This is a genomic window from Variovorax sp. Sphag1AA (assembly GCF_014192575.1).
Classification (GTDB): domain Bacteria; phylum Pseudomonadota; class Gammaproteobacteria; order Burkholderiales; family Burkholderiaceae_C; genus Variovorax.
This window is the reverse complement of record NZ_JACHYC010000001.1, coordinates 1,164,772-1,184,134: the sequence shown is the minus strand read 5'-3', so window position 1 is coordinate 1,184,134 and position 19,363 is coordinate 1,164,772. Positions and strand designations below refer to the sequence as shown.

At 65.6% G+C, this 19,363-nt stretch carries 23 protein-coding genes and 1 pseudogene; 17 read left to right on the top strand and 7 right to left on the bottom strand.

From position 1 onward, the window contains the following. The first annotated feature begins 121 nt into the window (after positions 1-121). From hfq to FHW64_RS05745, 8 genes are all read left to right on the top strand, one after another. On the top strand, positions 122-367 hold the full coding sequence (gene hfq, locus FHW64_RS05780) for an RNA chaperone Hfq (protein WP_093161960.1): 246 nt from the start codon (positions 122-124) through the stop codon (positions 365-367). Between the two features lie 53 nt (positions 368-420). Continuing rightward, complete coding sequence (gene hflX, locus FHW64_RS05775; protein WP_184523877.1) at positions 421-1,596, top strand: GTPase HflX; 1,176 nt, start codon at positions 421-423, stop codon at positions 1,594-1,596. Positions 1,597-1,674: 78 nt separating this feature from the next. Then, positions 1,675-3,006 (top strand): FtsH protease activity modulator HflK, encoded by a 1,332-nt coding sequence (hflK, locus tag FHW64_RS05770; protein ID WP_184523875.1) that lies wholly within the window; start codon positions 1,675-1,677, stop codon positions 3,004-3,006. An 11-nt stretch (positions 3,007-3,017) separates the two neighbouring features. Continuing rightward, positions 3,018-3,917: a protease modulator HflC gene (gene hflC / locus FHW64_RS05765; protein ID WP_184523873.1), complete on the top strand. Its 900-nt coding sequence runs from the start codon at positions 3,018-3,020 to the stop codon at positions 3,915-3,917. Positions 3,918-3,953: 36 nt separating this feature from the next. Continuing rightward, complete coding sequence (locus FHW64_RS05760) at positions 3,954-4,142, top strand: DUF2065 domain-containing protein (protein WP_184523871.1); 189 nt, start codon at positions 3,954-3,956, stop codon at positions 4,140-4,142. 44 nt (positions 4,143-4,186) lie between these two features. After that, positions 4,187-5,350, top strand: a complete 1,164-nt coding sequence (locus FHW64_RS05755) for an ATP phosphoribosyltransferase regulatory subunit (protein WP_184523869.1) — start codon at positions 4,187-4,189, stop codon at positions 5,348-5,350. A 20-nt stretch (positions 5,351-5,370) separates the two neighbouring features. Further along, the gene (locus FHW64_RS05750; RefSeq protein ID WP_184523867.1) at positions 5,371-6,702 is read left to right on the top strand and encodes an adenylosuccinate synthase; all 1,332 of its coding nucleotides are present in this window, start codon (positions 5,371-5,373) and stop codon (positions 6,700-6,702) included. 23 nt (positions 6,703-6,725) lie between these two features. Next, positions 6,726-7,250 (top strand): phosphoribosyltransferase, encoded by a 525-nt coding sequence (locus FHW64_RS05745; RefSeq protein ID WP_184523865.1) that lies wholly within the window; start codon positions 6,726-6,728, stop codon positions 7,248-7,250. Between the two features lie 21 nt (positions 7,251-7,271). On the opposite strand, the pseudogene FHW64_RS05740 reads toward FHW64_RS05745, so the two are convergent. Continuing rightward, positions 7,272-7,714: pseudogene (locus FHW64_RS05740) on the bottom strand (VOC family protein). Between the two features lie 82 nt (positions 7,715-7,796). Between FHW64_RS05740 and FHW64_RS05735 the strand changes: the two are divergent. Next, on the top strand, positions 7,797-8,993 hold the full coding sequence (locus tag FHW64_RS05735; RefSeq protein ID WP_184523863.1) for a cystathionine beta-lyase: 1,197 nt from the start codon (positions 7,797-7,799) through the stop codon (positions 8,991-8,993). A 71-nt stretch (positions 8,994-9,064) separates the two neighbouring features. Then, positions 9,065-9,268 carry a hypothetical protein gene (locus FHW64_RS05730; RefSeq protein ID WP_184523861.1) on the top strand — a complete coding sequence of 68 codons (204 nt, stop codon included), beginning with the start codon at positions 9,065-9,067 and terminating at the stop codon, positions 9,266-9,268. Between the two features lie 68 nt (positions 9,269-9,336). Here the strand turns inward: FHW64_RS05730 and FHW64_RS05725 are convergent, their stop codons facing one another. Continuing rightward, positions 9,337-9,915 (bottom strand): arylesterase, encoded by a 579-nt coding sequence (locus tag FHW64_RS05725; protein ID WP_260303655.1) that lies wholly within the window; start codon positions 9,913-9,915, stop codon positions 9,337-9,339. Between the two features lie 73 nt (positions 9,916-9,988). On the opposite strand from FHW64_RS05725, the gene FHW64_RS05720 reads away from it, so the two are divergent. The 3 genes from FHW64_RS05720 (at position 9,989) to FHW64_RS05710 (ending at position 12,417) form a co-directional block, all read left to right on the top strand. After that, entirely contained in the window at positions 9,989-10,702 is a 714-nt protein-coding gene (locus tag FHW64_RS05720) for an ABC transporter ATP-binding protein (protein ID WP_184523857.1), read from the top strand. An 82-nt stretch (positions 10,703-10,784) separates the two neighbouring features. Then, the gene (gene rlmB, locus FHW64_RS05715) at positions 10,785-11,531 is read left to right on the top strand and encodes a 23S rRNA (guanosine(2251)-2'-O)-methyltransferase RlmB (RefSeq protein ID WP_184523855.1); all 747 of its coding nucleotides are present in this window, start codon (positions 10,785-10,787) and stop codon (positions 11,529-11,531) included. A 13-nt stretch (positions 11,532-11,544) separates the two neighbouring features. Further along, the gene (locus FHW64_RS05710) at positions 11,545-12,417 is read left to right on the top strand and encodes an amidohydrolase (RefSeq protein WP_184523853.1); all 873 of its coding nucleotides are present in this window, start codon (positions 11,545-11,547) and stop codon (positions 12,415-12,417) included. Positions 12,418-12,426: 9 nt separating this feature from the next. Here the strand turns inward: FHW64_RS05710 and FHW64_RS05705 are convergent, their stop codons facing one another. From FHW64_RS05705 to FHW64_RS05690, 4 genes are read right to left on the bottom strand one after another with little or no spacing between them, the layout of a single operon-like run. Next, the gene (locus FHW64_RS05705; RefSeq protein WP_184523851.1) at positions 12,427-12,903 is read right to left on the bottom strand and encodes a DUF3237 domain-containing protein; all 477 of its coding nucleotides are present in this window, start codon (positions 12,901-12,903) and stop codon (positions 12,427-12,429) included. Positions 12,904-12,907: 4 nt separating this feature from the next. Further along, the gene (locus tag FHW64_RS05700) at positions 12,908-13,864 is read right to left on the bottom strand and encodes an aldo/keto reductase (protein WP_184523849.1); all 957 of its coding nucleotides are present in this window, start codon (positions 13,862-13,864) and stop codon (positions 12,908-12,910) included. Positions 13,865-13,886: 22 nt separating this feature from the next. After that, on the bottom strand, positions 13,887-14,486 hold the full coding sequence (locus tag FHW64_RS05695; protein ID WP_184523847.1) for a chromate transporter: 600 nt from the start codon (positions 14,484-14,486) through the stop codon (positions 13,887-13,889). Next, entirely contained in the window at positions 14,483-15,073 is a 591-nt protein-coding gene (locus FHW64_RS05690) for a chromate transporter (RefSeq protein WP_184523845.1), read from the bottom strand. Before FHW64_RS05690 ends, FHW64_RS05695 begins: the two co-directional genes overlap by 4 nt. Positions 15,074-15,137: 64 nt before the next feature. Here FHW64_RS05690 and FHW64_RS05685 point away from each other — a divergent pair, with 64 nt between their 5' ends. Next, positions 15,138-16,079, top strand: coding sequence for a YihY/virulence factor BrkB family protein (locus FHW64_RS05685; RefSeq protein WP_184523843.1), 942 nt, complete (start codon positions 15,138-15,140; stop codon positions 16,077-16,079). Here FHW64_RS05685 and FHW64_RS05680 read toward each other — a convergent pair. Further along, positions 16,049-16,594 carry a DUF924 family protein gene (locus tag FHW64_RS05680; protein ID WP_184523841.1) on the bottom strand — a complete coding sequence of 182 codons (546 nt, stop codon included), beginning with the start codon at positions 16,592-16,594 and terminating at the stop codon, positions 16,049-16,051. The two genes, FHW64_RS05685 and FHW64_RS05680, sit on opposite strands and share 31 nt — an antisense overlap. Before the next feature lie 106 nt (positions 16,595-16,700). On the opposite strand from FHW64_RS05680, the gene FHW64_RS05675 reads away from it, so the two are divergent. Genes FHW64_RS05675 through FHW64_RS05665 form a run of 3 tightly spaced genes read left to right on the top strand, consistent with a single transcriptional unit; the run spans position 16,701 to position 19,340 of the window. Beyond that, positions 16,701-17,153 (top strand): CHRD domain-containing protein, encoded by a 453-nt coding sequence (locus tag FHW64_RS05675; protein ID WP_184523839.1) that lies wholly within the window; start codon positions 16,701-16,703, stop codon positions 17,151-17,153. 44 nt (positions 17,154-17,197) lie between these two features. Then, complete coding sequence (locus FHW64_RS05670) at positions 17,198-18,400, top strand: patatin-like phospholipase family protein (RefSeq protein ID WP_184523837.1); 1,203 nt, start codon at positions 17,198-17,200, stop codon at positions 18,398-18,400. A 13-nt stretch (positions 18,401-18,413) separates the two neighbouring features. Beyond that, the gene (locus FHW64_RS05665; protein WP_184523835.1) at positions 18,414-19,340 is read left to right on the top strand and encodes a LysR substrate-binding domain-containing protein; all 927 of its coding nucleotides are present in this window, start codon (positions 18,414-18,416) and stop codon (positions 19,338-19,340) included. Positions 19,341-19,363: the final 23 nt, after the last annotated feature.

Below are 19,363 nucleotides of genomic sequence, written 5' to 3'. Positions count from 1 at the left end.
GCTGAGTGCCGAGCGAGAGAGACGCTTTTTTTCGAAGGCCTTTTGAGCTTTTTTGCTGCGGCGCGGAATCGCTGTGTTAAGGTGACCGGCTCAACAACAACTCTTGAACACGGAGAATATCGTGAGCAATAAAGGGCAACTTCTACAAGACCCGTTTCTGAACACTTTGCGCCGAGAGCACGTGCCGGTTTCGATCTACCTGGTCAACGGCATCAAGCTGCAAGGTCAGATCGAGTCTTTCGACCAGTACGTCGTGTTGCTTCGCAATACGGTGACCCAGATGGTCTACAAGCATGCCATCTCCACCATCGTGCCCGGGCGGGCCGTCAACTTCTCGGTTACCGAGAGCGACGACGCAGCAGCCTGAGCAGGCACGAGGCGCGGTGGACCACCCACCGCGCTTTTTCCAATTGATTCCGATTGTCTGAGCCAATCCCCCGCAAGGAAGGCGCCGTCGTTCTTGTCGGCGTGGACTTCGGGCTGCCCCATTTCGACAGCGAACTCGAGGAACTGGGCCTGCTCGCGCAAACCGCCGGGCTCGAGCCTGTTGCACGCCTCGTTTGCAAGCGCAAGGCGCCCGATGCCGCACTGTTCGTCGGTAGCGGCAAAGCAGACGAGATCCGCGAGCTGGCCGAGCTGTACCGAGCCAGCGAGGTCATCTTCGACCAGGCGCTGAGCCCTGCTCAGCAACGCAATCTCGAGCGGCAGCTCGGCGTTGCCGTCTACGACCGCACCTTCCTTATCCTCGAGATCTTCGCGCAGCGCGCGCGCTCCCATGAGGGCAAGTTGCAGGTCGAGCTGGCGAGGCTGCAATACCTGAGTACCCGGCTCGTTCGCCGGTGGTCTCACCTTGAACGCCAACGGGGCGGTATCGGCACGCGGGGCGGTCCGGGCGAGACGCAGATCGAACTCGACCGCCGCATGATCGGCGAGGCCATCAAGCGGACGCGCGAACGCCTCTCGAAGGTGCAGCGCCAACGCGGCACCCAACGTCGACAGCGTGAGCGGCGCGACACCTTCAACATCTCGCTGGTCGGCTACACGAACGCCGGGAAATCCTCGCTGTTCAATGCGTTGGTCAAGGCGCGCGCCTATGCGGCCGATCAGTTGTTCGCTACGCTGGACACCACCACGCGTCACCTCTACCTTGGTGACGCGAGCCGCAAGGTGTCACTGTCCGACACGGTCGGCTTCATCCGGGAACTGCCCCACGGGCTGATCGATGCCTTCAAGGCCACGCTGCAGGAAGCGGTCGATGCCGACCTGCTGCTTCATGTAGTCGATGCTTCCAATCCCCATTACCCGGAACAGATGGCCGAAGTGCAGGCCGTGCTCAAGGACATCGGGGCGGACGCCGTGCCGCAACTCCTGGTGTTCAACAAGCTCGATGCCATCGAAGCCAACCGGCACCCGCTGCAGCTGTGCGACGAGATCAACGTCGATGGCCTGCAGGTGCCCCGGATCTTCCTCAGCGCCAGAACGGGCGAGGGGCTGCCGGCCTTGCGCGCCGAATTGGCGCTGCGCGCCGCCCGTCCGGCGCCCGACGAAAGCATGACCCCAAGAGCTGGCGCCGAATTGCACGATGCCGCCAGTTGAATTGGGCACAATCAGCTCACTGACTCAAGAACACCAACCCGAATGAATGCAAAGCCAGTGTGGAGACGGTTTCACGGCATGTTCAATCTGAACGACGGCCGGTGGGGCCGTGGCGACGATTCCTCGTCCAACGGCGACCGTCCCGCCGCGAACCGGCCTGATGGCGAACCCCCGGTGCCGCCGCCTTCTGGCAACAACAACCGTCCGCGCGGGCAGGGTCCCAACCAGGGTCCGCCGGATCTCGACGAACTCTGGCGCGACTTCAACCGCAAGCTCGGCGGCCTCTTCGGTGGCCGCGGCGGTGGTGATCGCCCGAACGGTGGCAACGGTGGCGGCCTCAAGCCCGACATGAAGAACGCGGGCTTCGGAATTGGCCTCGTGGCCGCGGTGGCTGTGCTGATCTGGCTCGGGACCGGCTTCTTCATCGTCAACGAAGGCCAACAGGCGGTCATCACGCAGTTCGGCCGCTACAAGTCGACCGTTGGCGCCGGTTTCAACTGGCGCTTGCCATATCCGATTCAACGCCACGAAGTCGTGGTGACCACGCAGATCCGGTCTGCGGACGTCGGGCGTGACACCATCGTGCGCTCCACCGGCCTGCGCGAGTCGGCCATGCTGACCGAGGACGAGAACATCGTCGAGATCAAGTTTGCCGTCCAGTACCGGCTGAACGACGCGCGCGCCTTCCTCTACGAGAGCAAGGCGCCCGCCGAAGCCGTGGTGCAGGTCGCCGAAACCGCGGTGCGCGAGGTGGTCGGCAAGATGCGCATGGACGCCGCATTGGCGGATGAACGCGACCAGATCGCTCCGCGCGTGCGCAACCTGATGCAGACCATCCTCGACCGCTACAAGGTCGGCGTCGAGATCGTCGGTATCAACCTCCAGCAAGGGGGCGTTCGTCCGCCCGAGCAGGTTCAGGCCGCGTTCGACGACGTGCTGAAGGCGGGCCAGGAGCGCGAGCGCACCAAGAACGAGGCCCAGGCCTACGCCAACGACGTCGTGCCGCGCGCCACCGGTACCGGCGCCCGTCTCAAGGAAGAGTCGGAAGCCTACAAGGCCCGGATCATTGCGCAGGCACAGGGTGATGCGCAGCGCTTCAGTTCGGTCCTTGCGGAATATCAGAAGGCCCCGCAGGTCACGCGCGACCGCATGTACACCGACGCGATGCAGCAGATCTACAGCAGCACCACCAAGGTGATGGTCGATTCGAAGCAGAACTCGAACCTGCTCTATCTCCCGATCGACAAGCTGATGCAGATGTCCGCACAGAACAATGCCGCCGCCACGCCGTCCGATGCCGCGAGCCCGAACGTGGCCGGGACCGCACCGCCGCAGTCGTCTGTCATTCCGGTTGCGCCGGCCGATTCCCGGGCGCGCGATGGCCGCTCACGTGACCGCGACGTGCGCTGAGGACTGACCCCATGAACAGAATCGGATTCATCGTTTCCTCGATCCTCGTGCTGCTCGCACTGGCAAGCTCGACCCTTTTCGTGGTTGACCAGCGCCAGTTCGGTGTGGTCTATGCCCTCGGCCAGATCAAGGAAGTCATCACCGAGCCGGGCTTGAACTTCAAGCTTCCGCCGCCGTTCCAGAACGTGTCGTACATCGACAAGCGCCTCCTGACGCTGTCGAGCCTCGATCCCGAGCCGATGCTTACGGCCGAAAAGCAGCGCGTGGTGATCGACTGGTACGTGCGCTGGCGCATCACCAACCCGTCGGAATACATCCGCAACGTCGGTCTCGATGAGAACGCCGGTGCAGTGCAACTCAACCGCGTGGTGCGCAATGCGTTCCAGGAAAACATCAACAAGCGCACCGTGCGTGACCTGATTTCGGTGCGCCGCGAGCAGCTGATGTCCGACGTCCAGCGCGAGGTGCTGGAAGTAGTGAAGGGCACCAAGCCCTGGGGCGTGGACATCATCGATGTCCGGATCACCCGTGTCGACTACGTCGAGGCGATCACCGAATCCGTCTACCGCCGGATGGAAGCCGAGCGCAAGCGCGTGGCCAACGAGCTGCGTTCGACTGGCGTGGCAGAGGGTGAAAAGATCCGCGCCGATGCCGACCGCCAGCGCGAGGTGATCGTCGCCAATGCCTACCGCGATGCGCAGAAGATCAAGGGCGAGGGCGATGCCCGCGCCGCGAGCCTTTATGCCGACGCGTTCGGTCGCGATCCGCAGTTCGCGCTGTTCTACAGAAGCCTCGAGGCCTACAAGCAGAGCTTCAACAAGAAGAGCGACGTGATGATCCTGGATCCGTCGTCCGACTTCTTCCGCTCGATGCAGAGCTCCGGGTCCACCTCGAACGCGCCGCGGCGCTGAGCCGCGGCTCGGGGTGGCCTCGGCCTGAAGTCGGTCATGGACTCCGATACGTTCTGGAATGCCATTGCGCTGGTGCTCGTGATCGAAGGGCTGCTGCCCTTCTTCTCGCCCGGCGGATGGCGCAAGGGCTTTGGTCAGCTCATGCAGCTTCGAGATGGGCAGCTCCGGTTCTTTGGCCTTTGCAGCATTCTTCTGGGGCTCTTCCTGCTCTGGATCATCGCGTGATGCGGTGCCGGTAGAATCCCGGTTTAACCACGCCGCCGATCCCCATGTCCGCCTGGGTCCTTCCGGATCACATTGCCGATGTGCTGCCCTCCGAGGCGCGCCACATCGAAGAACTTCGACGCCAGTTGCTCGATACCGCCCGTGCCTTCGGCTACGAGCTGGTGATGCCGCCGCTTCTGGAACATCTCGAATCCCTGCTTTCGGGCACCGGTGAGGCGCTCGATCTCCAGACCTTCAAGCTGGTGGATCAGCTTTCGGGCCGCAGCATGGGCCTGCGGGCCGACACCACGCCGCAGGTCGCGCGCATCGATGCCCATCTGCTCAACCGGGCCGGCGTCACCCGCCTTTGCTATTGCGGACCTGTTCTCCACACCCGGCCTGATCGCCCGCACGCGACCCGCGAGCCGCTCCAGTTCGGCGCCGAAATCTACGGTCATGCCGGGCTCGAAGCTGACACTGAAACCCTCCGTCTTGCGCTCGATTGCCTGAACGCCGCCGGCATCACCGGCCGTGCGCAGGCGCCGGTGATCGTCGACATGGCCGACGCCCGCATCGTGCGTTCGTTGTTTGCCGGCGTGCCGGTCGACGCGGCGACGATCGCCCGGGTCCACGCCGCACTGGCCGCCAAGGACGCGAGCGGCCTTCGCGAACTCACTGCGGACTTCCCGGCGCAATCGCGCGAAGGCCTGCGTGCGCTCGTCCAGCTCTACGGTGATGTCGCCGTGCTTGACGAGGCCGCCAAGGTGCTTCCCGACGTTGCTGGTGTTCGGGCGGCGCTGTCCGATCTGCGCCAGCTCGCCGGCCGTATTGACGGCGCGAAGGTCAGCTTTGACCTCGCCGATCTCCGCGGCTACGCCTACTACAGCGGTATGCGCTTCGGCGTCTACACGAGCGGCGCCAGCGATGCGCTGGTGCGCGGCGGGCGCTATGACGAAGTCGGCGCCGTGTTCGGCCGCAACCGACCGGCGGTCGGCTTCAGCCTCGACGTGCGTGAACTGGTGGGCGTCCTGCCGGCCCAGCCGTTGCGCGCAGCCATACGGGCACCCTGGAGCGACGCCGAGGCCCTCAACAAGACCATCGCGGCCCTGCGCGGCCAAGGCGAGACCGTGGTGTGCGTACTGCCCGGCCACGACAGCGAAATCGACGAATTCCATTGCGACCGAGAGCTCGTAGAGCACGACGGGCAATGGCGCGTGCAAGCCATCTGAATCCTCTGAAGCGAAACATCATGAGCGTAACCACCGGAAGAAACGTGGTCGTCGTCGGCACCCAATGGGGCGACGAGGGCAAGGGCAAGTTGGTCGACTGGCTGACCGAAAGCGCGCAGGGCGTCGTGCGGTTCCAGGGCGGCCACAATGCGGGCCACACGCTGGTCATCAACGGCGTAAAGACCGCGCTGCACCTGATTCCGAGCGGCATCATGCGTCCTGGCGTCAAGTGCTACATCGGCAATGGTGTGGTCCTCTCGGCGGCCAAGCTGTTCGAGGAGATCGAAGGGCTGGAGAAGGCCGGCGTCGAAGTCCGCTCGCGCCTTCGCATCAGCGAGGCCTGCCCGCTGATTCTTCCTTTCCATTCGGCGCTCGATGTGGCGCGAGAGGCTTATCGCGAAAAGGGCGGCATTGAGAAGATCGGCACCACCGGTCGCGGCATCGGCCCGGCGTATGAAGACAAGATCGCGCGTCGCGCGCTGCGGGTGCAGGACCTGAAGCATCCGGAACGCTTCGCGAGCAAGCTGAAGATCCTGCTCGAACTGCACAACCATGTGCTCACCGAAGTGCTTGGCGCGACACCGATCGAGTTCGACGCCGTCTACGACGAGGCCATGCGCCACGCCGAACTGCTCAAGCCCATGATGGCTGACGTGTCGCGCGAGCTCAATGACTCGCATCGCGATGGCGCCAACCTCCTGTTCGAAGGTGCGCAAGGCACGCTGCTCGACGTGGACCATGGCACCTATCCGTACGTCACTTCCAGCAACTGCGTGGCTGGCAATGCAGCCGCTGGTTCCGGCGTGGGTCCGGGCATGCTGCACTACATCCTCGGCATCACCAAGGCCTACTGCACGCGCGTCGGCGGTGGTCCGTTCCCGACCGAACTCGACTGGGAAAAGCCCGGCACCGTCGGCTACCACCTGAGCACCGTGGGCGCCGAAAAGGGCGTGACCACGGGCCGCAGCCGCCGCTGCGGATGGTTCGACGCGGCGCTGCTCAAGCGCTCCGCCCAGGTCAACGGGCTGAGCGGCCTGTGCATCACCAAGCTCGACGTGCTCGACGGCCTGAAGGAACTGAAGCTGTGCACGGGCTACATGCTCGACGGCGAGTTCACCGACATCCTGCCCATGGGCGCGGATGAGATCGAACGCTGCACGCCGGTCTACGAGACGCTCGAAGGCTGGACCGAAAGCACCGTGGGCGTCACGCAATACGAGAAGCTGCCGATCAATGCGCGGCTCTATCTGCAGCGCATCGAGCAAGTCACGGGCGTGCCGATTCACATGGTTTCGACCAGCCCCGATCGTGATCACACGATCATGATGCGCCACCCCTATCTCGCAGACTGACCCACCGCAGGAGACGATCTTTCATGTTGACCGAAGACGGCAAGCATCTCTACGTTAGCTACGACGAGTACCACAACCTGATCGAGAAGCTCGCGATCAAGGTGCACCAGTCGGGCTGGCATTTCGACACCATCTTGTGCCTCGCGCGCGGCGGCATGCGACCCGGTGATGTGCTCTCGCGCATCTTCGACAAGCCTCTGGCGATCATGTCGACGAGCTCTTACCGCGCTGATGCCGGCACCATCCAGGGCCGCCTTGACATCGCGCGCTACATCACCACGCCCAAGGGCGAAATCGCGGGCAAGGTGCTGCTGGTCGACGACCTCGCGGATTCGGGCCACACGCTGCACGCCGTCGTCGAGATGCTCAAGAGCAGCTACAAGCCCATCACCGAGCTGCGCAGCGCGGTCCTCTGGACGAAGGCACTGTCGACCTTCACCCCGGATTACTCGGTCGAGTTCCTGCCGACGGATCCGTGGATTCACCAACCTTTCGAGGGCTATGACTCCATGGGCCCAGAGAAGCTCATGGAGAAGTGGTCGGTCTGACCACTTCCCGCATCGAGGCGCTCAGGGCTTGAGCGTCTCGGTGTATCGCCGCTGCATCTCTTCCGTCGAAACCTCTTCGATCGAATGTCCGACGTTCCAGCGGTGACCAAAGGGATCCTTGAACGAGCCTGAGCGCTCGCCATAGAACTGATCCTGTGGCGCCATCTCCAGCTTGGCGCCGGCCTTCAAGGCCCGCTCGATGATGGCGTCGCAGTTGTCGACATGCAGATGCAGCGTGACCGGCGTAGCGCCAATCGTGTTCGCGCTGCGGATGCCGTATTCGGGAAACTCGTCGCAGAGCATCAGCGTCGCACCGTTGAAATCCAGCTCGGCGTGCCCGATGCGGCCGCTGGGCTCGGTCAAGCGGAATTTCTCCTTTACGCCGAATACCTCGCCATAGAAGGCAATCGCGCGGGAGTGTCTTGCACGCAAAGGTAGGGGAAGAGTTCGTGGATGGTGGTCATCGAAGCGTCCTTGTCGGAGGTCTGCAGGCGTCAACCAGAGCGGATTGTGTGCCGGTCCGTCGAGGTCGACTAGCATGGCGGCATGCCCAATAAGCCCATTACCGACCTGATCCACCACCCCTACGTTCCTCCCGCGAAGTTCGGGTCGCCCCAGGTGGGCGTCTACAAGGCGTCGACGGTGTTCTTCGCCGATGTGGCCGCGATGCGGGCGCGGGATTGGAAGACCAAGGCCGGCTACACCTACGGCCTTCACGGCACACCGACCACCTTCACGCTCGAGGAACGACTCGCCACGCTGGAAGGCGGCACCGAATGCCTGCTGGTCCCCAGCGGCCTTGCCGCGATCGCGCTGGTGTCGTTCGCGCTGCTGAAGAGCGGTGACGAGGTCCTCATACCCGACAACGCCTATGGCCCGAACAAGGCGCTGGCGAATGGCGAGCTGGCCAACTTTGGCATCACGCACAAGCTCTACGACGCGATGAATCCGGCGGATCTCGCGGCGAAGATTTCAGAGCGCACCAAGCTGGTCTGGGTCGAGGCGGCGGGGTCGGTCACCATGGAATTCCCGGACCTGCCCGCATTGGCCAAGGTCTGCCGCACCCGCGGGGTGATCGTCGCGCTCGACAACACCTGGGGCGCCGGCCTGGCATTCGCGCCGTTCGACTTCAACGGGAGCGGGCAGGGCGTCGACATTTCGGTCCAGGCGCTCACCAAGTATCCGAGCGGCGGTGGCGACGTGCTGATGGGCAGCGTGACGACGTGCGACGAACGCTTGCACCGCGCGATCAAGCTCACGCACATGCGCATGGGCTACGGCATCGGCGTGGGGGATGTCGAGACGGTGCTGCGTTCTCTCCCCAGCATTGCCCTGCGCTATGCCGCGCACGACAGCAGCGCGCGTGAACTGGCCCACTGGCTGGAGGATCGCGCGGAAATCGCGCAGGTGCTCCATCCCGCGCTGGAGAGCTCACCAGGGCATGCCAACTGGTTGCGCCTCTGTGGCACCGCCGATCTGGCCGCCGGACTCTTCTCGGTGGTTTTCGATGCGCGCTACGGCACCGAGCAAGTCGACCGCTTTTGCGACAGTCTGTCACTCTTCAGGCTCGGCTACTCCTGGGGCGGGCCGATCAGCCTCGTCGTGCCTTACGACATCGGCCTCATGCGTGACCAGAGCGTCGCGCACTGGCCGCACAAGGGCACCCTGGTGCGCTTCTCGATTGGCCTGGAGGATGTGGACGATCTTCGCGCCGATCTCGAGCAGGCCCTCGCGGCGCTCTGAACGCGGACCGATATCGCGTACAGTCCGACGAGGTGCAGTTAACGTGACTGCCTGAGTTAGAAGGAGCGGCTGTGGCAACACCCAACTATGGCTATGAGAAGCGTCAGAGGGAGCTAGCGAAGAAGAAAAAGAAGGAAGACAAAGCCAGGGAAAAGGCTCAGCGCAAGCTTTCGCCCAGCAGCGACGGCTTGGCCCCGGACGATCCGGAAACCGACGTTGCTTCGCTGGAACACGACCCGCCGACCATTCCCGAACTGCCCACCAAGAACGGTTGAATCGACAGGTTGAAAGCCGATAAGGGCCGCCGCAGCACATAGCTGCGGCGGCCTTGTCGTTTTCAGGGTCATTTGGGGAGCATCTTCCGCAGCGGCGACCAGACGTTGTCGAGCATGCGGGGCTGCGCTGCCGCGGTGGGATGGATGCGGTCGGCCTGGAAGAGCATCGCCGCATCGGGGCCGTCCGCCACGCCCTTCAGCAGAAACGGCACAACCGGCGTTTTTGCGGTGCCAGCCACCTTCGGGAAGATCGCCTCGAAGCGCCGCGTGTAGTCGCTGCCGTAGTTGGGCGGCACCTGGATCCCGACGATCAGTACCTGCGCACCCGCGGCCTGTGCGGCCTTGGTCATCTGCAGAAGGTTGTCTTCGGTGCTTGTGAGCGACAAGCCGCGCAGCGCGTCGTTCGCGCCCAGTTCGAGCACCACGTGCGTCGGCTGGTGCTGCGCGAGCAGCCCGGGCAGCCGCGAACGCCCGCCCGCCGTGGTGTCGCCGCTGATGCTGGCGTTGACCACCGTTGCCGGAATCTTCTGTTCCGCGAGGCGCTTTTCGAGCAGCGGCACCCAGCCATCGCCGCGCCGCAGCCCGTATTCGGCCGAAAGCGAGTCGCCGAGCACCAGGATCACGGGCGGCTTACCCGTGGCCGCCATGGCGGAAATCGAAAACCATGCGCCCGTGCCGCTCAAGATAAAGTGACGTCGATTCACTACGCGAAACCTTTCAATGTCCTCAATCCAAATCGATGGCGCATCCAACGCCATCGTTGCCGTCGAGCATGTCTTCAAGTCGGTCACCGATTCCACCGGAACGCTCGACATCCTGCGTGACATCGACTTCACGCTGGGCGCCAGGGAAACCGCCGCCATCGTCGGCGCATCGGGATCGGGGAAAAGCACGCTGCTGTCGATCGTCGCGGGCCTGGACACGCCCACCCGCGGCACCGTGAAGCTTGCCGGGGAAGACCTGTTCGCCATCGACGAAGACGAACGTGCGGCCCTGCGCGCGCAGAAGGTCGGCTTCGTGTTCCAGAGTTTCCAGCTGCTCGGCAACCTGAGCGCGCTCGAAAACGTGATGCTGCCACTCGAACTGGCCGATCGCAAGGACGCCCGCAAGGCGGCGACCGAAATGCTCGAGCGCGTCGGCCTTGGCCAGCGGCTCGGCCACTATCCGAAGGTGCTGTCCGGTGGCGAGCAGCAGCGCGTGGCGCTCGCGCGCGCCTTCGTGGTGCAGCCGCAGCTCCTGCTGGCGGACGAGCCCACCGGCAGCCTCGACTTCGCAACCGGCGAACAGGTGATGGAGCTGATGTTCGACCTCAACCGGGAACTCGGCACCACGCTCGTGCTGGTCACCCACGACCGCGGCATCGCAGCGCGCTGCGACCGCCGGATCACCATCGAAGCCGGCCGGGTAGCAGCCGAGGAGCGCAGCAGCGCCTGAACGGTGGATACGGCGCAGGCGACACCAGAAATCCCGCGGAACCGGCTCCGCCGGAGCTTGGGGGGTGTTTGATAATCCGTCGATGTCTTCCCCCAAAGTGATCTTCGGCTTCCACGCCGTGGGCGTGCGCATCAAGACCGCGCCGAAATCCGTGATCGAGGTGCTCTTCGATGCCAGCCGGCGCGACGCGCGCATGCGCCAATTCATCGCGCGTGCGCAGGAATCCGGCGTCCGGCTGATTGAGGCTGATGGTGCCCGGCTGTCCAAGCTCGCCGGCAGCCACGGCCACCAGGGCGTGGCCGCGCGGGTCGAGCCGATCCCTCAGACCCATTCGCTCGACGAACTGCTCGAAGGCCTCGAAAGCGCCGGCACCGTGCCCTTGCTGCTGGTGCTCGACGGCGTCACCGATCCGCACAACCTCGGGGCCTGCCTGCGCGTGGCCGATGGCGCCGGGGCCCACGCGGTCATCGCCCCCAAGGACCATGCGGCCGGCATCAATGCCACCGTCGCCAAGGTGGCCAGCGGCGCGGCCGAGACGATGCCGTACTTCATGGTCACCAACCTCGCGCGCACGCTCAATGAACTCAAGGAACGCAACATCTGGTGCGTAGGCACGAGCGACGACGCGCCGGGCACGCTCTACCAGTGCGACTTCAAGCGCCCGCTCGCGCTGGTGCTGGGTGCCGAAGGCGAGGGCATGCGACAGCTCACGCGCAAGACCTGCGACGAGCTGGTGAGCATCCCGATGGCGGGTGCGGTCGAGAGCCTGAACGTCTCCGTCGCGAGCGGCGTGTGTCTCTACGAAGCGATGCGCCAGCGGATCGCCTGAGGCAGCCTCGCCGATGCAGCCCGCGCTGACCTACAACCCGAACCCCTCCGCGCCGCGGCTGAGGCTGCCGGCCGGGGCCTGCGACGCGCACGTCCACGTGTTCGGGCCGGCGGCACGCTTTCCCTTTGCCGAAGATCGCAGCTTCACGCCGGGGGATGCACCGAAGGAAGCACTTTTCGCCCTGCATCGCACACTGGGCATCCAGCGTTGCGTCATCGTCCAGTCGCTCTGCCACGGGCTGGACAACCGGGTGGTGGAAGACGCGATCGCTGCGGGCGGGGGCAACTACCTGGGTGTGGCGCTGCTGCCGCTCGATGTGAGCGATGAAGAGCTCGAACGCCTCGCTGGCGCCGGCTTTCGCGGCGTTCGGTTCAACTTCTCGAAGGCGCCCAACCCTGCCTTCGACGTGGAGCGCGTCGTCGCCTTCACTCGCCGGCTCGAACCGCTGGGCATGCACCTGCAGGTGCATTTCGAGCGGGGACTGATCCATGGACTGGCATCGCCTCTGACGAGCAGCGCGGTACCAGTTGTCGTCGATCACATGGCGCGGGTGGATGCCGCTCAAGGGGTCGCGCACCCGGACTTCATCGCGCTGCACACGCTGATGAAGAACCCGCTGTTCCGCGTCAAGCTCAGCGGCATCGATCGCATCACGCACGATGCGGGCCGCGAAGGCTATCGGGATGGCATCGCCATCGCGCATCGCCTCTTGCTCGACTTCCCGGAGCGCTGCTTCTGGGGCACCGACTGGCCGCACCCGCTGCATGACCATGTGCCGGACGACGGCCTCTTGGTGGACGCGCTTGAACGGATCGCACCCGACGCCGCCCTGCGCGAGCAACTGCTGGTGCACAACCCGCAGCGCTTCTACCGCTTCGTCGACTAGGGAAGCTGGCTACAGCAGCGCGAAGAAGCGCATCACCACCTGCGCGGGGTGCCGCATGCCGGCGCCGACGAACATCCGGTCGTTGATCCAGCCCAACGCCTTCGACGAAGTCTCGAAGCGGGGGTTGCAGCGGAAATAGACCTGCGCCGGATCGACCGGCTCGCCGCGCAGCAGCTTGGCCATCACATCGGCGGGCGCAGCGCGCACCGCATGGTTCTGCACGTAGATCAGGTCGCCGGCATCGGTCTCCAGCCCGTAGCGTGCGTCGAGCTCGGACAAGGTGTCGCTCACGATGAGCTGGAAATCGCTGCCGCCGGGCAGCACGCGCGCGGTCCAGCCGTTGCCGCGCGCGACGCCGCCGGTGATCGGCACGACCCTGCGCAGGCCGCGGGTGCTCTGGCCGAGCACCTGTGGCATGCCGACCTCGACTTCCAGGTCGGCGAAATAGTCGAGGGAGGGCGGGGCGAGCGGGTCGGTGCTGCTCATGCGCTCATTCCTCCGCGCTGGCCTTGTCGAGCATCGCGATCACGTCGGCATCGAGCTTCAGTTGCGCCGCCGCAACCAGTTCGTTGAGCTGTTCGATCGAAGTCGCGCTGGCGATCGGTGCGGTGACCGAGGGGCGTGCGATCTGCCAGGCCAGTGCGACCTGCCCCGGCTTCGCGCCGGTCGCCTTGGCCGCCTTGTCGAGCGCGTCGAGGATGCGCAGGCCGCGCGGATTGAGGTACTTCTTTGTCGTGCTCGCGCCGCGCGCGCTCTTTTCCGCATCGGCTTCGGTGCGGTACTTGCCGGTGAGGAAGCCCGCCGCCAGCGCGTAGAAGTTGATCACCCCGACGCCGCGCGCGAGGCACAGCGGCTCCAGGTCTTTCTCGAACACGGCGCGGTCGTAGAGGTTGTAGAGCGGCTGCAGGCTCTCGTAGCGGGGCAGGCCCGCCTTTTCGGCGACATCGAGCGCTTCGGCCAGCCGGGGTGCGGTGAAGTTCGAGGCGCCGATCACCCGGACCTTGCCGGCCTTGATCAGCTCCCCGAAGGCAGCGGCGGTGTCCGCCAGCGGTGTGTCGGGGTCGTCGTCGTGCGACTGGTAGAGGTCGATGTGATCGCACTTCAGTCGGCGCAGCGACGCTTCCACGGCTTCGCGGATGTAGGCCGGCGACAGCCCCTGCTTGCCTTCGCCCATCGGCTTGCCGAGCTTGGTCGCGAGCACCACGCGGTTGCGCTTGCCGCTCTGCTTGAACCACTTGCCGATGAGCGTTTCGGATTCGCCGCCGGTATGGCCCGGCACCCAGCGCGAATACACGTCGGCGGTGTCCACGAAATTGAAGCCCGCGTCCACCCATGCATCGAGCAGGCGGAAGGACATGGCTTCGTCGGCCGTCCAGCCGAAGACGTTGCCGCCGAAGGCGAGCGGGGAGACCTGCAGGTCGGAGCGGCCGAGGGTGCGCAGTTGCATGGTTCGATTCCTTGATGAAGGTTCAGACAAAGCCGATGGCGCCGAGCAGCGCTCCGGCGCCGAGAAGCCACAGAAGATGGATCCGGGTGCGCCACACGATGAAGGCGGCAACGCCGGTCAGCAGCCACAGATGCCAGGCGGGCGTGTTGCCGTAGTGGTTGCCCGATGCCAGCACCCAGCCGGTCGCGATCAGCAGGCCCACCACCACGGGCGCCATGCCCTGCTTGAAAGCGCGCACACCGCGCTTGGTGCGATTGCGGTGCCCCCATCGCGTCGCGAAGTAGGTAAGGGTGGTGCTTGGCAGCATGATGCCGACCATCGTTGCTGCGAGCCCGAGCAAGCCCGTCAGCCACGCGTGCGGGCCGGCGCCGATGCCGCCGCCGGCATTGAGGCCGACGTTCCATCCCATCAAGGCGACGAACAGCACGTTCGGCCCAGGGGCGGCCTGCGCGATCGCCACAGACGAAGTGAACTGCGCATCCGTGAGCCAACCGTGCTGGGCGACAAGGTAGCGGTGCATGTCGGGCACGGTGGTGATCGCCCCGCTGATCGACAGCAGCGAGAGCAGCATGTATTGCGCAAAGAGCGACAGCCAGTCGTGCCAGTGCATCGTGATGGTCATGGCTCGAGCTTCCACCACGTCCATACACAGGCCGTGCCGCCGACCACGATCAGAACCCAGCCGAGCGGTATGCGCGCGAAGGCGATGGCGGCGAACACCAGGGCCACGATGGCGAGGCACACCGCAAAACCCAGCGGGTGCTTGCGCAGCGCCGGGATCAGCTTGATGCCGGTCGCGGCGATCAGCCCGCCGGCCACTGCGCCCATGCCACGCAGCGCGCCCGCCACCTGGGGATTGCCGGCGTAGTGGGCGTAGAGCACCGCGAGCACGAGGATCACGCCCAGCGGCACCGTCAGCATGCCGGCCACCGCTGCGATCGCGCCGCGAAGGCCGAAGTGACGGTCGCCGATCATGAGCGCGAGGTTGACCACGTTCGGGCCCGGCAGGACCTGGGCAACGGCCCAGTCTTCGAGGAATTCGTCGGGGGTGAGCCAGCGCTTCTTCTCGACCATTTCGCGCTGCACGACGGCCAGCACGCCACCGAACCCTTGCAGGGCCAGCCAGGTGAAGGAAGCGAAGAGGTCGCGAATGGACTGGGGGCGCGGCCGGTCGACTGCCGGATCCGCAGGGTGGAGGGCCTGGTGCATCGGCGGCGATTATGCGCGGCAGCTTCAAGGCGCGCTGGCCGTCAAACGCTGCGACACTGCGCGCATGAAAGCTCTACGCGCGCTTTTCGACCTCTGCAGGCAGTCCTTCGAATCGTGGCGGGCGGACTACGCCCCGAGCATGGGGGCGGCCCTGGCCTACTACACGGTGTTCTCGCTCGCGCCGCTGATCCTGATCGTGATCTCCGTGGTCGGGCTGGTGTTCGGCCGCGACGAGGCGCGCGGCGAGATCATGGAACAGATCTCCGGCCTCATGGGCGCTGACGGTGCGCGTGCGGTGCAGGTGATGCTGGAGCATCTCAACCGGCCTGCGCAGGGCGTGGTGGCCACCGTGGCTGGCATCGGGCTGCTGATCGTCGGCGCGACCACCGTGTTCGGCGAGCTGCAGGATGCCTTCGACCGCATCTGGCGCGCGCCCGCACGCGACGACACCAACGGGCTGCTGAATCTCGTGCGCACGCGCTTGCTGTCCTTCAGCATGATCATGGGCATCGGCTTCCTGCTGATCGTCTCGCTCGTCGTCAATGCAGCTCTTGCCGCGCTTGGCGAATGGTGGGCGCCGTATTTCGGCGGCTGGGCGCATCTGGCGCAGAACGTGAATTCGGCCTTCGGCTTCGCCATCGTGACGGTGGGCTTCGCGATGATCTTCAAGATCATGCCGCGCGTGAGCGTGCAATGGCGCGACGTGTGGATCGGCGCGGCGGTCACGGCCGTGCTCTTCATCATCGGCAAATACCTGATCGGCCTGTACATCGGCAAGACGGGTGTGGCGTCAGGCTACGGCGCCGCGGGGTCGCTGGTAGTGGTGCTGGTGTGGGTGTATTACTCGGCGCAGATCTTTCTGCTCGGCGTGGAGTTCACCTGGGTCTACGCGCACGAATACGGGTCGTTCAAGGGCCGTCCGCGCCCGAGCGCGCGGCTCTCGCCCACGCGCGCGGACGATGCGGGCGCGGCTGTTCAGCCCGCGAAACCGCCGCCGTCGAGGTAGGCCTGCTCTTCGGGCGTCGTGCTTCGCCCGAGCATCCTGTTGCGGTGCGGAAAGCGGCCGAAGCGAGCGATGAGGTCGCGGTGCAGCACCGCGAAGCGCTGCGTGTTGGCGTCGAGCGCAGCGTTGAGCAATACCGATTGCTCCTGGTCGGCGAGCGACTCCGAATGCATGAAGGGCAGGTAGAAGAAGGGCCGGAGCTGGGGATCGACCTGCCGGTCGTGCCCGGCGTCGATGGCCGCGCGCGCGATCGTCAGCGCCTTGCCGTCGGTCGCGAACATGTGGCCGCTGCCGCGCCACGAATTGCGCGGGAACTGGTCGAGCAGCACCATCAGCGCAAGTGCGCCTTCAGCATCGGCGCCCCAGCCGTCCAGCGTGCCTGTGGCGGCTGCGTGGTGAGTGGCCTCGAAGCGCGACTTGAACTCGGCGTCGAAGGCGTCGTTCTTGTCAAACCAGCGGGAAGGGCCTGCTTCTTGCCAGAAACGGACGACATCGTGGGCGGTGGCGAGGGCATTCATAGGGGCATGGATCATGCCATTGCGGCATCGAATTCGAGTCAATGGCCGACAGCGGGCGCCCGCGTTGCTCCCTAAGCTGGTCGCTTGCCAACCAAGGAGATCGCATATGACAAGACGCTATGGCTTCCCCCTTCGCATGATCGTTGTGACCGGCTTCGCGACCGCCGCCCTCGTGGGTTGCGGGATGATGTCCCGGTCCAACACGGTGGCCTTCAGCGGCGCCATGAACGCGGCCAGCGAAGTGCCTCCCAACATGACGCGCGGCAGCGGCATGGCCGAGGCAACGCTGAACAAGGAAACGAACGTCCTGAAATACAAGATCACCTATGACGGCCTGAGCGGCCCGGCCACTGCGGCGCACTTCCACGGCCCGGCCGCTGCTGGTGCGAACGCGGGCGTGGTGGTGCCCTTCACCAATGCATCGAGCCCGATCGAGGGCACGGCGACGCTTACGCCAGCACAGGCCGCCGACCTGATGGCCGGCCGCTGGTACGCCAATGTCCACACCGCCGCGAACCCGGGCGGCGAGATCCGCGGCCAGATGCTGCCGAAGATGTAGCGCTCAAGGGGCGGAGGTCAGGTGGTCTGGTGTCCAATGGCGCCATGGTCACGAAGAAAAAATCCTCCGCCCGTCCCGGTTCCAGCTTCGACTTCGCCACCGTCAAGAAGGCGCTCGTCCTTCAAGGCGGCGGCGCGCTCGGTGCATACCAGGCCGGGGTGTATGCGGGCGTCTTCGAGCGGCACAAGTCGCTCGACTGGGTGGCCGGCGTGTCGATCGGCGCAATCAACGCCGCACTGATCGCGGGCAACGCCCCCGAGATGCGCGTGCAGCGCCTGCGCGAGTTCTGGGATCTGGTCTCGTCCGGTCCGGCGCAGCGTGTGCCTGCATGGTGGGCGATCGACCGTTCCTCGTTCAACCAGTGGAGCGCGACGTCGGCCGCGATGTTCGGCGTTCCCGGCTTCTTCGAACCGCGCCGCTCGCCTTCATTGCTTCTTGGCGGCGCTGCGCCGCTGCTCAGCTACTACGACACCTCACCGCTCAAGTCGACACTGGAGCGGCTGGTGGACTTCGACCGCATCAACCACGACGGCGTGCGCTTCAGCGTCGGCGCGGTCAACGTGCGCACCGGCAACAGCATCTATTTCGACAACCGGACACAGCGCATCGGCCCGGAACACATCATGGCCAGCGGTGCGCTGCCACCGGGCTTCGCGCCGGTGCACATCGACGGCGAGGACTACTGGGACGGCGGCATCGTCTCCAACACGCCGCTGCAATACGTGCTCGACGCCCATCCGCGCAGCGATCCGCTGATGGTGCTGCAGGTGGACCTGTTCAGCGCGCACGGGATGATGCCGCGCACGCTCGCCGAGACGATGGAGCGGCAGAAGGACATCACCTATTCGAGCCGCACCCGGATGAACACCGACGCGCTGGCCTCGAACATGAACCTGCAGCAGGCGCTTGCCGATCTGCTGACCAAGTTGCCGCCGAAGCTGCGCGACGATCCGAGCGTGGTCTCGGTGTGTGCGGCGCTCTCGCACAAGCCGATCGAGATCGTGCACCTGATTTACCGCGACAAGCCCTACGAGCTCGAATCCAAGGACTACGAGTTCTCGCGCGCCTCGGTCGACGAGCACTGGGATGCCGGCTTGCGCGACATCCGCAACACGCTCGACCATCCTGAGTGGCTGGTCAGCGCATCGCAGACCAACGGTGTCACCACCTTCGACCTGACCGAGCCGAACGCGCGGCGCGTGCGCCGTCCGATGAATCTGCCGCACATTCCCGCCGCCGCGGAATGAACGGGCGTGCATCGTGGAACTGAGGCAATTGCGCTACTTCATCAAGGTCTGCGAGCTGCGAAGCATGGGCCGCGCCGCGCTCGAGCTCGGGCTTGCGACATCCGCGCTGAGCCAGCAGATCAGCCGTCTCGAAGGCGAGCTGTCGACGCGCCTGCTGAGCCGCAGCTCGACCGGCGTCACGCCGACTGACGCCGGCCTGGCCTTCCTGCAGCAGGCCCATCTCACACTGCGCCACGCCGACGAGGCGGTCCGCGCGGCGAAGCAGGCGCGGCTGGCGGGTCACGTCAGCATCGGACTGCCGCCCACCACCGCATCCGTCCTCGGCGTGCCGCTGATGCAGGCGATGTCGGAGCGCTATCCGGACGTGAGGCTGCATCTGGTCGAGGCGCTCTCGGGGCACTTGGCGGCGATGCTCAATGCGCGCCAGCTCGATCTGGCAGTGCAGTTTCAGACCGACACCGCGCGGCGCTGGAGCGTGCTGCCGCTGCTGGACGAAAAGCTCTTCGTGATCGGCCGGACAGACCTGCCAGGTCTGCCGGGAGGGCGCCAGGTGCGGCTCGCGCAACTGGGTGCGTTGCCGCTGATCATGCCCAGCGCCTCGCACGGCCTGCGCTCGACGCTCGAAGCCGCATTCGCACGCGCCCGGGTGGTGCCGCGCGTGGTCGCCGAAATCGACGGTCTCGGGCTGTTGATGGACGCGGTCCGAGCTGGTCATGGCGCGACCATCCAGCCGGGCGCAGCGAGTGCGCGCGTCGCCGATGAAGGGCTGGCGCAGGTCCGCATCGCCGATGCGCAAGTGGGGCGCCGCAACGTGCTTGCCAGCCTGTCGGACGACGAACTCTCGCCTGCCGCGCTCGCCACCCGCGTGGTGATGGTCGACGTGGCGCGCACCCTGGTGCGTGAAGGCCGCTGGGCCGGAGCGACCCTTCACGAAAACTGAAGACCCCTTGCCACGGGGGCTCT